Origin of the sequence: Luteococcus japonicus (assembly GCF_003752415.1) — a bacterium.
In the GTDB taxonomy this organism is placed as follows: Bacteria; Actinomycetota; Actinomycetes; order Propionibacteriales; family Propionibacteriaceae; genus Luteococcus; species Luteococcus japonicus.
Genome location: NZ_RKHG01000001.1, coordinates 3018301 through 3031355, shown reverse-complemented (window position 1 = coordinate 3031355; position 13055 = coordinate 3018301). Strand labels below are relative to the sequence as shown.

Genomic DNA, 13055 nt, shown 5'->3' with positions numbered 1-13055 from the left:
GCGGTCAGTAGATGACCTCTCCGTTCTTGCGGCGGGTGCGCAGCATCTTCAGCGCCTCGGCCAGGATGGCCTTGGCCTCGGCATCGGAGCGACGCTCCTTCACATAGGCCAGGTGCGTCTTGTAGGGCTGGATCTTCGGCGGAGGCGGCGGATTCTCCGCGTCCGTGTTCGCCGGCAGTCCGCAGCGCGGGCAGTCCCAGCTCTCGGGAATGGTTGCCTCGGCCGCGAAGGCCGGACGGGTCTCGTGTCCGTTGGAGCAGAAGTACGAGACGTACAGACGAGGAGCCGCGTCTCCGCGCTCCGCTTCGCCCATGGGCCCTGCCCCTACGCGGCTCCCCCGGATGGCGCTGCCACCTGCCACAGTTGTTCTCCTATTTTCACAAGTACTTGATACGACGACGCCAGTGGTGCGCCGACGGTGGGTAGGTACGACGACGTGGGCCGCTCAGCCGCCGAAGCGGTAGAGGGCCAGCAGGCCGATGATGGTGCCGAACCACAACAGGCCGACGATGACCGTCAGCCGATCCAGATTGCGCTCGGCCACGGACGTTCCGCCCATCGACGTCGACATGCCGCCACCGAAGAGATCGGACATGCCGCCACCGCGCCCCTTGTGGAGCAGGATGAACAGGCCGAGGATCACGCTCAGGACGACCAGGATGATCGACAGCGTCATGATGGGCCAGGTCATCAGCAGTACCAGATTCACGTGGGCAAGCGTAACCCACCGTCACCCGAAAGAACGAACGGGGCGCCACCAGCGGTGACGCCCCGTTCGGGTCAGTGCTTCGATGCCTCAGGCAGAGACGGCGGGCAGCTCGTAGAAGCGCACGATCCCGGCGAACTCCTCCGGGTCGAGGCTGGCGCCGCCGACCAGTGCGCCGTCGACGTCGGGCTTGGCCATTAGCTCGCCGACATTCTTGGCCTTCACCGAGCCGCCGTACTGGATGCGCACGGCCTCAGCGGTGGGGGCGTCGTAGATCTTGCCGATCTCCTCGCGGATGGCGCCGCAGACTTCCTGCGCATCCTCGGGAGTGGCAACCTCGCCGGTGCCGATGGCCCAGACGGGCTCGTAGGCGATGACCAGGTTGGCGACCTGGGCGGCGCTGATGCCGTCGAGGGCACCCTTGACCTGGTCCAGCGTGTACTGCACCTGGTTGCCGGCCTTGCGGATGTCCAGACCCTCACCCACGCAGATGATGGGGGTCATGCCGTGCTCGATGACCTTCTTGGCCTTCGCGTTGACGGTGGCGTCGTCCTCACCGTGGTACTGGCGACGCTCGGAGTGGCCGACGGCCACGTAGGAGCAGTTCAGCTTGGCCAGCATCGGGGCGGAGATCTCGCCGGTGTAGGCACCGGACTCCTGGGTGGAGACGTCCTGGGCACCGAAGGCGATCGGCAGGCGATCGGCCTCGATCAGGGTCTGCACCGTGCGAATGTCGGTGAAGGGCACCAGGACGGCAGCCTCGGACTTGCTCTCGTCGTAACCCTTGTCCTTCAGGGTCCAGGCGAGCTTCTGCACCAGGCCGGTGGCCTCGACGTGGTCGAGGTTCATCTTCCAGTTGCCGGCCATGAGTGGCTTGCGTGCCATCAGTTCTTTCCTTCCAGAACGGTGAGACCCGGGAGCTCCTTGCCCTCCAGGTATTCGAGCGAGGCTCCACCACCGGTGGACACGTGACCGAAGTCGCTGTCGGCGTGGCCGAACTCGCGCACGGCGGCGGCGGAATCGCCACCACCGACGACGGACAGGCCGTCGACCTCGGTCAGAGCCTTCGCCACGGCCTTGGTGCCATTGGACAGCTCCTCGATCTCGAAGACGCCCATCGGGCCGTTCCAGACGACGGTCTTGGCGGCCTTGATGGTGTCCGCGAACAGCTTCTCGGTCTCCGGGCCGATGTCCAGGCCACCCTGGTCGGCGGGGATCGCGTCGGACTTCACGACGGTGACGGCACCGTCGACGGTCTTGGCATCGAAGTCCATGCCCTTGGCGATGCGGACGTCGACGGGCAGCAGCAGCTGCTTGCCGGCGGCCTTGGCCTGCTCGAGGTAGCCCTTGCAGGTCTCCACATTGGCCTCGTCGAGCAGGGAGCTGCCAACCTCATGGCCCTGGGCCTTGAGGAAGGTGTAGGCCATGCCACCGCCGATGATGACGGTGTCGGCCAGCTTGAGCAGGTTGTCGATGACGGCCAGCTTGTCGGCCACCTTGGCGCCACCCAGCACCACGACGAAGGGACGCTCGGGGTCGGAGAGGACCTTGGAGAAGACGTCGCCCTCCTTCTTCACCAGAAGACCGGCAGCGCTCGGGAGCAGCTTGGCGATGTCGTAGACACTGGCCTGCTTGCGATGCACGACGCCGAAGCCCTCGGAGACGTACACGTCGCCCAGCTCGGCGTACTTCTTGGCAAGCTCGATGCGCTCGGCCTCGTCCTTGCTCTCCTCGCCCTTCTCGTAGCGGACGTTCTCCATCAGTGCGACCTCGCCATCGGCGAGGGCGGCAGCGGTCTCCTGCGCGGAGGGACCGACGACGTCGCCGGCCAGCTTGACCTCGGTACCCAGCAGCTCGCCCAGTCGCTTGGCGACGGGAGCCAGGGAGTACTTGGGGTTGACCTCACCCTTCGGGCGTCCCAGGTGGGCCAGCACGACCACGCGGGCGCCGGCCTCGCGCAGCTCGCCCAGGGTGGGCAGGGCGGCCTTGATGCGGCCGTCGTCGGTGATGGTGTCGCCATCCAGCGGCACGTTGAAATCGCAGCGGATGACTACCCGCTTGCCCTTCAGATCGCCAAGATCCTTGATCGACTTCACGTCAATCCTTCCGTTGGGAATGGTGGGGCGGCTTCGCCCCGGAATTACGCAGCAGGTGTTGCGGGTGTGGAAACGGGGTGGGACGCCGGAGCGTCCCACCCCGTCACACGGTTTGATCGGGAGATCAGGCCAGCTTGGAGCCGACCAGGGCGGTCAGGCGGACCAGCGAGTTGGAGTAGCCCCACTCGTTGTCGTACCAGGACAGGACCTTGACCAGCTTGCCGATGACCTTGGTCTCATTGGCGTCGAAGATGCTGGTGTGCGGGTCGCCGACAATGTCGGAGGAGACGATCGGGTCCTCGGTGTACTTCAGGACACCCTTGAGTTCACCCTCGGCGGCCTCCTTGACGGCAGCCTTGATCTCGTCGACGGTGACCTCCTTCGAAGCCTCGAAGGTCAGGTCGGTCAGCGAGCCGGTGGGGGTGGGAACGCGGACCGCGAGGCCGTCGAACTTGCCCTTGAGCTCGGGGATGACCAGGGCGACGGCCTGGGCGGCGCCGGTCTTGGTCGGGATCATGTTCAGCGCGGCGGCGCGGGCGCGACGCAGGTCGCTGTGCGGGGCGTCGAGCAGGCGCTGGTCACCGGTGTAGCTGTGGATGGTGGTCATGATGCCGCGCTCGATGCCGAACTTGTCGTTCAGCACCTTGGCCAGGGGGGCCAGGCAGTTGGTGGTGCAGGACGCGTTCGAGATGATGTTCATCTCGTTGGTGTAGTCCTTGTCGTTGACGCCCATGACGAAGGTGCCGTCGACGTTCTTGCCGGGGGCCGAGATGATGACCTTCTTGGCGCCGGCCTCGATGTGGGCCTTGGCCTTCTCGGCGTCGGTGAAGAAGCCGGTCGACTCGATGACGATGTCGACACCCAGGTCGCCCCAGGGCAGGTTCTTCGGGTCGCGCTCGGCGAGGGCGCGGATCTTCTTGCCGTCAACGGTGATGTACTCGTCGTCGAAGCTGACCTCACCGGCGAAGCGGCCCATCAGGCTGTCGTACTTCAGCAGGTGGGCGAGAGTCTTGTTGTCGGTCAGGTCGTTGACGGCAACGACCTCGATGTCGGCACCCTGGTCGATGAGGGCGCGGAAGTAGTTGCGGCCGATGCGGCCGAAGCCGTTGATTCCAACCTTGACGGTCATGCGTTATCTCCTTCGAGATATTCAGTGCCTCTGCACCAGGTGAAGAGGCGTGTTCGGACGCTTCCGAGTCTAACGAATCGATCGCGCCCGCGCGCCAGCAGACCGCACAACGTGGTGGTATCACGGCACAAAGGTCTAGCATTCGGCGAAACACACCGGATGAGACCCGGCTTCAGGGGATGAAAGTCCTTGTCACAGAAAATTCACCGCTCGTCGAGCATCTCCGCACTGAGGTTGGCCTCCGTGGAGGCAATTCCGCGTTCGGCTGCAATCTTGTCCGCGGTGGCCAGCAGGCGACGGATCCGTCCCGCCACGGCATCCTTGGTCAACGGAGGATTGTGCAACTGACCCAGTTCTTCCAGGCTCGCATTCTTGTGCTCCAGGCGAAGAAGTCCCGCGGCCTTGAGGTGGTCCGGGACCTCGTCCCCGAGGATCTCCAGAGCGCGCTCCACGCGTGCCCCTGCAGCGACGGCGGCCCTCGCAGAACGGCGCAGGTTGGCGTCGTCGAAATTGGCCAGCCGGTTGGCGGAGGCGCGGACCTCGCGACGCATCCGCCGCTCTTCCCAGGCCAGCAGGGACTCGTGGGCGCCCAGCCGGGTCAGCATGGCGGCAATCGCGTCACCATCACGGATCACCACCCGGTCCACATTGCGCACCTCGCGCGCCTTGGAACCGATCTGCAGGCGACGAGCGGCGCCGACCAGCGCCAGCGCGGCCTCCGAGCCGGGGCAGGTCACCTCGAGGGCCATCGATCGGCCGGGTTCGGTGAGCGAGCCGTGGGCAAGGAAGGCTCCCCGCCAGGCCGCCACCTGGCAACAGGTGCCGCCGCCGACCACAATGGCGGGCAGACCCCGCACGGGGCGGCCATGGGCATCGGTCAGTCCTGTCTGGCGAGCGAGTGACTCCCCCTCGGAGACCAGGCGCAGGGTGTAGCGCGTACCGCGGCGGATCCCCGAGCCATTGACCATGATCATCTCGGCGGTGAAGCCGTAGAGGTCCTGGATGGCGGTGCGCAACCTGCGCGCCGCGGCTCCGGTGTCGAACTCCGCCTCGATCACGATGCGTCCGCTCACGATGTGGATGCCTCCGGCGAAACGCAGCATGCTGGCCACTTCCGCCCTGCGGCAGCACGGCTTCGTCACCCTGATGGTGGCGAGCTCCGTCTTCACCTGCTGTGTCATGGCCATGAGGTCTGGTTCCTTCCTGTCCTGCTGCGCCCCGAGGCCGGGGCTGTGCCCCGAAGACATGAAATTGAACCACGCCACGAGCCGACGAGGCATCCCGCCGTTGTCAGCATCCCATCACGTCGGCGAAGACCGACGCGAGGCGCAGCGGGTCATGCCGCGCCGAACCGTCCCTCATGGCGACATCGGCCACCACCAGCTCGGCGCCCAGGGAACGGACATAGCTGTCCAGGTGCTCGTCGGCAAAGCTCTGGTCCGCAATCACCGTGTCCAGCCGCAACCGGGGGGCGTGCTCGGCGAGCAGCTCAATGTGCCGCGAGGGTGTGAAACCGTCGGTCTCCCCGGCGGACGACATGTTGAGCGCGACGACCTTGCGGGCCGAAGAGTCCACGATGGCGTCGGCCAGCTCCGGAACCAACAGGTGAGGGAGCACCGAGGTGAACCAGGAACCGGGCCCCAGCACCACGAAGTCGCTGTCCGCGATGGCCTCCAGCGAGTCGGGGCAGGCTGACGCATCCTCGGGTTCCAGCCGGATCTTCTGCACCTCGGCCCGGGTCTTGGCGACGGTGGCCTGGCCGGACAGGGTGCACACCTCGTCGGGCCGCAGCGGATCCAGGCCGATCACCTCCGCCGCAATCGTCAGGGGGGTCAGCGACATCGGCAGCACCCGGCCGCGGGTGCGCAGCAGCTCCCCCACCTGGTCAAGGCCGGCCACCGGGTCGTCCAGGTGCTGCCACAGGCCTGCGATCAGCAGGTTGCCGACGGCATGCCCGCCCAGCGGACCGCTGCCGGTGAAGCGTGACTGCAGCACGTCGGCCCACTGTCGTCCGGCGTGGTCGTCCTCACACAGGGCGGCCAGCGCCATCCGCAGGTCCCCCGGCGGCAGGCAGTCGAACTCGCTGCGCAGACGGCCAGATGAGCCGCCGTCGTCGGCCACCGTGACGATGGCGGTGAGGCGGTCCGTGACGCGTCGCAGGGCGCTGAGGCTGGCCGACAGTCCGTGTCCACCTCCCAGGGCCGTGACGGCAGGACGGCTGGTCCGTTCGCCCCGGGCGGGGCGCCGTGCGGCGTTCACTCCTTGCCCAGGTCTCTGTGCATCACGGTCACGGGGACGTCCTTGGCCCGCAGGCGGCGGCCGAACTCCTCGCTCATCGCCGTGGAGCGGTGTTTTCCTCCGGTGCATCCGATGGCGACGGTCACCTGACGCTTGCCCTCCCGGATGTATCCGGGAGCCATCGTCTCGAAGAGCCCCTCCAACCGGGTCAGGAAGTCCTCGGCACCGGGCTGGGCCAGCACATAGCTGCTGACGGCCTCCGACAGGCCGGTCTGGGGGCGCAGCTCCGGGATCCAGTGCGGGTTGGGCAGGAAGCGGACATCCAGCACCAGGTCCGCATCCAGCGGCAGGCCGTTCTTGAAGCCGAAGCTCATCACCGCCACCCGGATCCGGTTGCCCTCGTCGCCTCCGTAGGCGTGGGCCACCCGGGCGGCCAGCTGGTGCACGTTGATGTTGGTGGTGTCCACCACCAGGTCCGCCGAGGCACGGAGCGTGGACAGCATCGCCCGTTCCTTCTCGATGCCGTCCATCAGCCTGCCATCCCCCTGCAGGGGCAGCGGGCGACGGGTGGACTCCTGCCGCTTCACGATGGCGGCATCGTCGGCCTCGAGGTAGAGCACCTCGATGTCCAGGCCCTGCTCGGTGAGCTCGGCGAAGACGGAGCCCAGCTGCTCGAAGAGGGTGCGGCTGCGCACGTCCAGCACCACCCCGAGCTTGCCGATCCCCTTGCCCCGGGCCAGGTCCACGAGATTGGGCAGCAGCGACGGGGGAAGGTTGTCCACCACATACCAACCCAGGTCCTCCATGGCGTGCGCGGCCGTGCGACGCCCGGCCCCGGACAGGCCGGTGATGATCACCAGGCGCGGGTTCACGGCTGCGGCTGGGGTAGTGGTAGGTGTGCTCACGAGGCCCATTATGGCCGACCGGGCAGCACCTCGCCCGTGGTCATGTTGATCGCCTCCCCTGGTTGCTGGGCGCCGAGCGCTTCCACCACGTTGGCGGCCAGCCGCGGTCCGAAGCCCGGCACGAGCGCAATCTCCTCGACCGACGCTGCGCGCAGCTTGCGCAGGCTGCCGAAGTGCTTGAGCAGTGCCTTGCGACGGGTCTCCCCCAGCCCTCGCACGTCGTCCAGCACGGACTCCACCATCGCCTTGCTGCGGCGGCCGCGGTGGTGGGTGATGGCGAAGCGATGTGCCTCGTCGCGCAGCCTCTGCAGCAGGTAGAGCCCCTCGGAGGAGCGGGGCAGGATCAGGGGATACTCCTCGTCGGGGATCCACACCTCCTCCAGGCGCTTGGCCAGGCCGCACAGCGCCACCTCGTCGGCCAGCCCGAGCTCCTCCAGCACCTCGGCGGCCGCCGCCACCTGCGGTTCGCCGCCGTCGACCACCACCAGGTGCGGGGCGTAGGCGAACTTGCGGGGAGCCCCCGTCGTGGCATCGACCAGCACCGGGCCGCCCTCGGCCTCGTCGCTCATCGACGCGCGGTCGTCGAGCAGGCGACGGAAGCGACGGGTCAGGACCTCCTTCATGGCGCGCAGGTCGTCGGAGCCCTCGAAGGACTTGATCACGAAGCGCCGGTACTCGCTCTTGCGCGGCAGGCCGTCCTCGAAGACCACCATGGAGGCCACCACCTCGGTGCCCTGCAGGTGCGAGATGTCATAGCACTCGATGCGCAACGGAGCGGTGGGCAGCTCCAGCGTGGCCTGCAGCTGCTCCAGGGCACGGTTGCGGGTGGACAGGTCACTGGCCCGCTTCATCTTGTGCTGCTGCAGGGATTCGGCGGCATTCTTCGCGACGGTGTCCAGGAGGACTCGCTTGTCCCCCCGCTGGGGCACGTGCAGGTTGACGTGGGCTCCACGCTCCTCCCGCAGCAGCTGCACCATCGCCTCCCCCGAGGCGGGCATGACCGGCACCAGCACCTCCCGCGGGATGGCGCTGGCCACCTCCGTGTCCGCGGTCCGGGCATCGGCATAGATCTGCAAGAGGAACTGTTCGACGAGTTCTGCGGTGTCCCCGTCGTCGGCGCGGTCCGCCACCCAGCCGCGCTGCCCACGCACCCGGCCGGAGCGCACGTTGAAGATCTGCACTGCAACCTCCAGCGGGTCCTCCGCCAGGGCAATGACGTCGGCATCGGTGCCGTCAGCCAGCACGATGGCATTCTTCTCGGTGGCCTGATTCAGGGCGGTCAAGGAGTCCCGGAGGACGGCGGCCTTCTCGAACTCCAGGTTCTCGCTGGCCTGCGTCATCTGGCGCTCGAGCTTGCGGGTGAGCTGGCCGGTACGGCCCGCCATGAAGCTGGCGAAGTCCTCGACGATCTCGCGATGGTCCTCCGGGCTGATCCGTCCCACGCAGGGGGCCGAGCACTTGCCGATGTAGCCCAGCAGGCACGGGCGGCCGGCAGACTTCGCATTGTTGAAGACCCCAGTGCTGCAGGAGCGCATCGGGAAGACGTGCAGCAGGGCGTCGACGGTCTCCCGAATGGCCCAGGCCTGCCCGAAGGGGCCGAAGTAGCGGTATCCCTTGCGCTTGCTGCCCCGCCCGACGAAGACCCGCGGGTACTCGTCGGACCAGGTCAGGCAGAGCCAGGGGTAGGACTTGTCATCGCGGTACTTCACGTTGAAGCGCGGGTCATACTGCTGGATCCAGGTGTATTCCAGTTGCAGGCTCTCCAGCTCGTTCTGCACCACCGTCCACTCCACCTTGGCCGCGGTGCGCACCATGGTCTGGGTACGGAAGTGCAGGTTGGCCGGGTCCGCGAAGTAGGAGTTGAGGCGCTGGCGAAGGTTCTTGGCCTTGCCGACGTAGATCACCTGGCCGTGGGCGTCGCTGAACCGGTAGACCCCCGGGTCGGTGGGGATGGTGCCGGGCGCGGGGCGGTAGCTGGACGGATCGGCCATGCGGGCAAGTGTAGGAGCCGCCACCGACAGGACCTGCTGGATCACGCGGGGAACCGCTCGGCTAGGTTGGCGGGACCAGATCCGTCGAGCACTGGAGCACCCCATGAGCCCTTCCCGCCGAGATGTCCTCAAGACCGCTGGTCTGGCCGCCGGAGCCGCAGCCACCACCGGCGCCGTGACCGGCTGTTCCTCCCCCGAGGAGATCAAGGCCGGCCCGGCCTCGATCAAGGCCGCCGATGTCCCCGTGGGCAGTGCCACTGTGCTGCAGGACTCGAACTACGTCGTCGCGCAGCCAGAGCCGGGCCAGTACAAGGCCTTCAGCCGGATGTGCCCACACGCCGGATGCAAGGTGGACAAGGTGGAGAAGGCCGAGATCGTCTGCACCTGCCACGATGCCCGCTTCTCCGCGGCCGACGGGGCTCGGCTGAGCGGCCCGGCCGAGACCGGCCTGACCGCAGCGAAGGCCACGCTGGCCGGGGACACCATCACCGTCGCCGACGCCTGACGGGGTAGCTTGGGGCAGAACAAGTCGATCTCCCAGGAGTGCCCCATGAGTCCCACCCGTCGTGACGTCCTCAAGACCGCCGGCCTGGCCGCCGGAGCCGCAGCCACCACCGGTGCGGTGACCGGATGCTCGAAGCCGGAGGAGGTCAAGACCGGCCCCGCCTCCATCAAGGCCGCCGACGTGCCCGTGGGCGGCGCAGCCATCATCGAGGAGAGCAACTTCGTGGTGGCCCAGCCGAAGGCCGGCGAGTACAAGGCCTACACCCGGCTGTGCCCGCACGCCGGCTGCAAGGTCAGCAAGGTGGAGAAGGCGGAGATCGTCTGCACCTGCCACAACTCCCGGTTCAGCGCCGCCGACGGTGCCCGGCTGAGTGGCCCCGCGACGGCAGGCCTCGGACCGGCCACCGCCAAGCTCGACGGCGACACCGTCAACGTCAGCGCCTGAGCGCACCCACGGCTACTTCTTGGTGGCCACCTTGCGGGCCGTCGCCTTCTTGGCGGCGGCCTTCTTCATTGTCCTCTTCGCCGCCTTCTTCGCGGCCGGCGCCTCCACGAGGGCCGCGACGGGCTCCCCCACCAGGACCTCCTTGCCTGCCAGCATCGGCTTGAGGAAGTGGCCGGTGTAGCTCTCCTCACAGGCCGCCACCTGTTCCGGGGTGCCCTCGGCCACCACCAGGCCGCCGCCGGAACCGCCCTCAGGGCCCATGTCGATCAGGTGGTCTGCGGTCTTGATCACGTCGAGGTTGTGCTCGATCACCACCACCGAGTTGCCCTGGTCCACCAACTGCTGCAGCACACCCAGCAGTTTGCGGATGTCCTCGAAGTGCAGGCCCGTGGTGGGCTCGTCGAGCACGTACATGGTGCGCCCGGTGGACCGTCGTTGCAGTTCCGTGGCCAGCTTCACGCGCTGCGCCTCACCGCCGGACAGCGTGGTGGCCGGCTGGCCCAGCCGCACGTAGCCCAGACCCACCTCCACCAGGGTCTGCAGGTGACGCGAGATCGCATTGTGCGCCTCGAAGAAGTCGGCGGCCTCCTCGATCGGCATGTCCAGCACCTCGGCGATGGTCTTTCCCTTGAAGTGCACCTCCAGCGTCTCCCGGTTGTAGCGCGCCCCATGGCAGACCTCGCAGGGGACGTACACGTCGGGCAGGAAGTTCATCTCGATCTTGATGGTGCCGTCGCCGGAGCAGTTCTCGCACCGGCCGCCCTTGATGTTGAAGCTGAACCGGCCGGCCTGGTAGCCGCGCATCTTGGCCTCCGGAGTGGCGGCGAAGAGGGTCCGGATCTTGTCGAAGACGCCGGTGTAGGTGGCCGGATTTGAACGCGGCGTGCGGCCGATGGGCGACTGGTCCACGTGGATGACCTTGTCGATGTGCTCCGTCCCGGTGATGGAACGGTGCCGCCCGGGCACGGCCTTGGCCTTGTAGAGGCGTTGCGCCATGGCCGTGTAGAGGATGCCATTGACCAGCGAGGACTTGCCGGACCCGGAGACGCCGGTGACCGCGACGAACTGGCCGAGCGGGAAGCTCACGTCCACGTCGCGCAGGTTGTTCTGGGTGGCACCGTGCACCGTGATGGCGCGTCCCGTCGCAGGACGGCGCACCGCAGGCAGCGGGATGGAGCGGCGGCCGGACAGGTAGGCACCGGTGATGGAGCTCTCGCTGGCCAACAGCTCGGAGACAGGTCCGCTGACCACCACATTGCCGCCATGCTCGCCGGCGCCGGGACCGACGTCGACGGTCCAGTCCGCCACCCGGATGGTGTCCTCGTCATGTTCGACGACGATCAGGGTGTTGCCCAGGTCCCGCAGCCGCTTCAACGTCTGGATCAGGCGGTGGTTGTCCCGCTGGTGCAGGCCGATGGACGGCTCGTCGAGGACGTAGAGCACGCCCACCAGGCCGGAGCCGATCTGGGTCGCGAGCCGGATCCGCTGCGCCTCGCCGCCCGACAGGGTCCCCGCGGACCGGGAGAGGGTCAGGTACTCCAGGCCCACGTCCAGCAGGAAGCGCAGCCGCTCATTGATCTCCTTGACCAGGCGTTCGGCGATCTGTGCCTCCCGTGCAGTCATCTCCAGTCCGGCCAGGAAGTCGGCCACCTCGCGGATGGACATGCCCGCCAGCTCGGCGATGTTGCGGCCGCCGACGGTGACGGCCAGCGAGGTCGGCTTGAGGCGAGCCCCCTGACATGTGGGGCAGGGCACCTCGCGCAGGTAGCCACCCCAGCGGTCCCGTGCGGAGTCGGTCTCCGCCTCGTCGAAGCGGCGACGCACATAGCGCAGCACCCCCTCGTAGTTCTGGGTGAAGGTCCGGGTACGGCCGAAGCGGTTGCGGTAGCTCACATAGACCGGGTCACCCGCGCCCTGCAGCAGGATGGCCCGCGCCTGCTCCGGGAGCTGCTCCCAGGGCGTCGTGACCTTGAAGCCGTGCTTGGCGGCCAGCGACTCGAAGACGTGCTCGTAGTGGGCGGCGACGTGGGCATTGGCCCATGGCGCAATCGCCCCGTCGGCCAGCGACTTGCCGCGGTCCGGGACGACGAGGTCCGGATCCACCTCATGCGTGGTGCCCAGGCCGGTGCAGGCGGGGCAGGCGCCCCACGGACCGTTGAAGGAGAACTGGCGAGGCTCCAGCTCCTCGATGGAGATGTCGTGCTGGTTGGGGCAGGCCATCTTCTCCGAGTAACGGCGCTCGCGGCCCGGGTCCTTGGCATCCAGGTCGACGAAGTCGATGCCGACCACGCCTTGGGCAAGCCGCAACGCCGTCTCCACCGAGTCCGTGAGGCGCTGCTTCGCGGTGGGCTTGACGGCCAGCCGGTCCACCACGACGTCGATGTCGTGCTTGAACTTCTTGTCCAGCGTCGGCGGATCGGTCAGTTGGTGCACCGTCCCGTCCACCCGGACGCGGCTGAAGCCATCGGTGGCCAGCTGGCGGAAGAGGTCGGCATGCTCGCCCTTGCGTCCCCGGACCACCGGCGCGAGCACCTGGAAACGGGTGCCCTCCTCCAAGGAGAGGAGACGGTCCACGATCTGCTGCGGACTCTGCCGGCTGATCGGCTCACCGCACTCGGGGCAGTGCGGATGGCCGATCCGGGCATACATCAGGCGGAGGTAGTCATAGACCTCCGTGATGGTGCCCACTGTCGAGCGCGGATTGCGACTGGTGGACTTCTGGTCGATGGAGACTGCTGGTGAGAGGCCCTCGATGAAGTCGACGTCCGGCTTGTCCATCTGCCCGAGGAACATCCGGGCATAGGCACTGAGGGACTCCACATACCGACGCTGCCCCTCGGCAAAGATCGTGTCGAAGGCCAGCGAGGACTTGCCGGAACCGGACAGGCCGGTGAACACGATCAGCGCATCGCGCGGCAGGTCCAACGAGACATTGCGCAGGTTGTGCTCGCGGGCACCTCGGACGACAAGACGATCATTCACGTCGTCAAGAGTAGATGGCCCCACTGACAGAAGTTCAACGTTGCGTCGCACGAGCAGTC

12 protein-coding genes are annotated in these 13055 nt (G+C 67.5%); 2 read left to right on the top strand and 10 right to left on the bottom strand.

All coding sequences use genetic code 11. From position 1 onward, the window contains the following. Window positions 1-4: 4 nt before the first annotated feature. From EDD41_RS14400 to uvrC, 9 genes are all read right to left on the bottom strand, one after another. Window positions 5-361 (bottom strand): RNA polymerase-binding protein RbpA, encoded by a 357-nt coding sequence (locus tag EDD41_RS14400; protein WP_094766082.1) that lies wholly within the window; start codon window positions 359-361, stop codon window positions 5-7. Between the two features lie 84 nt (window positions 362-445). Beyond that, window positions 446-691 (bottom strand): preprotein translocase subunit SecG, encoded by a 246-nt coding sequence (gene secG, locus EDD41_RS14395; protein WP_123577142.1) that lies wholly within the window; start codon window positions 689-691, stop codon window positions 446-448. A 105-nt stretch (window positions 692-796) separates the two neighbouring features. Beyond that, on the bottom strand, window positions 797-1591 hold the full coding sequence (gene tpiA / locus EDD41_RS14390; protein ID WP_123576376.1) for a triose-phosphate isomerase: 795 nt from the start codon (window positions 1589-1591) through the stop codon (window positions 797-799). Beyond that, a complete protein-coding gene (locus EDD41_RS14385) occupies window positions 1591-2802 on the bottom strand; it encodes a phosphoglycerate kinase (protein ID WP_123576375.1) in 1212 nt (403 codons plus the stop codon). Before EDD41_RS14385 ends, tpiA begins: the two co-directional genes overlap by 1 nt. Before the next feature lie 124 nt (window positions 2803-2926). Next, window positions 2927-3931: a type I glyceraldehyde-3-phosphate dehydrogenase gene (gene gap, locus EDD41_RS14380; RefSeq protein WP_123576374.1), complete on the bottom strand. Its 1005-nt coding sequence runs from the start codon at window positions 3929-3931 to the stop codon at window positions 2927-2929. A gap of 203 nt (window positions 3932-4134) precedes the next feature. Then, complete coding sequence (gene whiA / locus EDD41_RS14375) at window positions 4135-5118, bottom strand: DNA-binding protein WhiA (RefSeq protein WP_123576373.1); 984 nt, start codon at window positions 5116-5118, stop codon at window positions 4135-4137. Between the two features lie 103 nt (window positions 5119-5221). After that, window positions 5222-6190, bottom strand: a complete 969-nt coding sequence (locus tag EDD41_RS14370) for a gluconeogenesis factor YvcK family protein (protein ID WP_245995663.1) — start codon at window positions 6188-6190, stop codon at window positions 5222-5224. Then, window positions 6187-7074 carry an RNase adapter RapZ gene (rapZ, locus tag EDD41_RS14365; RefSeq protein WP_281273164.1) on the bottom strand — a complete coding sequence of 296 codons (888 nt, stop codon included), beginning with the start codon at window positions 7072-7074 and terminating at the stop codon, window positions 6187-6189. Before rapZ ends, EDD41_RS14370 begins: the two co-directional genes overlap by 4 nt. Window positions 7075-7082: 8 nt before the next feature. After that, on the bottom strand, window positions 7083-9065 hold the full coding sequence (uvrC, locus tag EDD41_RS14360; RefSeq protein WP_123576370.1) for an excinuclease ABC subunit UvrC: 1983 nt from the start codon (window positions 9063-9065) through the stop codon (window positions 7083-7085). Between the two features lie 103 nt (window positions 9066-9168). Here uvrC and EDD41_RS14355 point away from each other — a divergent pair, with 103 nt between their 5' ends. Beyond that, window positions 9169-9570, top strand: coding sequence for a Rieske (2Fe-2S) protein (locus EDD41_RS14355; RefSeq protein WP_094766091.1), 402 nt, complete (start codon window positions 9169-9171; stop codon window positions 9568-9570). A 45-nt stretch (window positions 9571-9615) separates the two neighbouring features. Then, window positions 9616-10014, top strand: coding sequence for a Rieske (2Fe-2S) protein (locus tag EDD41_RS14350; RefSeq protein ID WP_094766092.1), 399 nt, complete (start codon window positions 9616-9618; stop codon window positions 10012-10014). 12 nt (window positions 10015-10026) lie between these two features. On the opposite strand, the gene uvrA is transcribed toward EDD41_RS14350, so the two are convergent. Continuing rightward, entirely contained in the window at window positions 10027-12996 is a 2970-nt protein-coding gene (uvrA, locus tag EDD41_RS14345) for an excinuclease ABC subunit UvrA (RefSeq protein WP_245995662.1), read from the bottom strand. Between the last annotated feature and the right edge of the window lie 59 nt (window positions 12997-13055).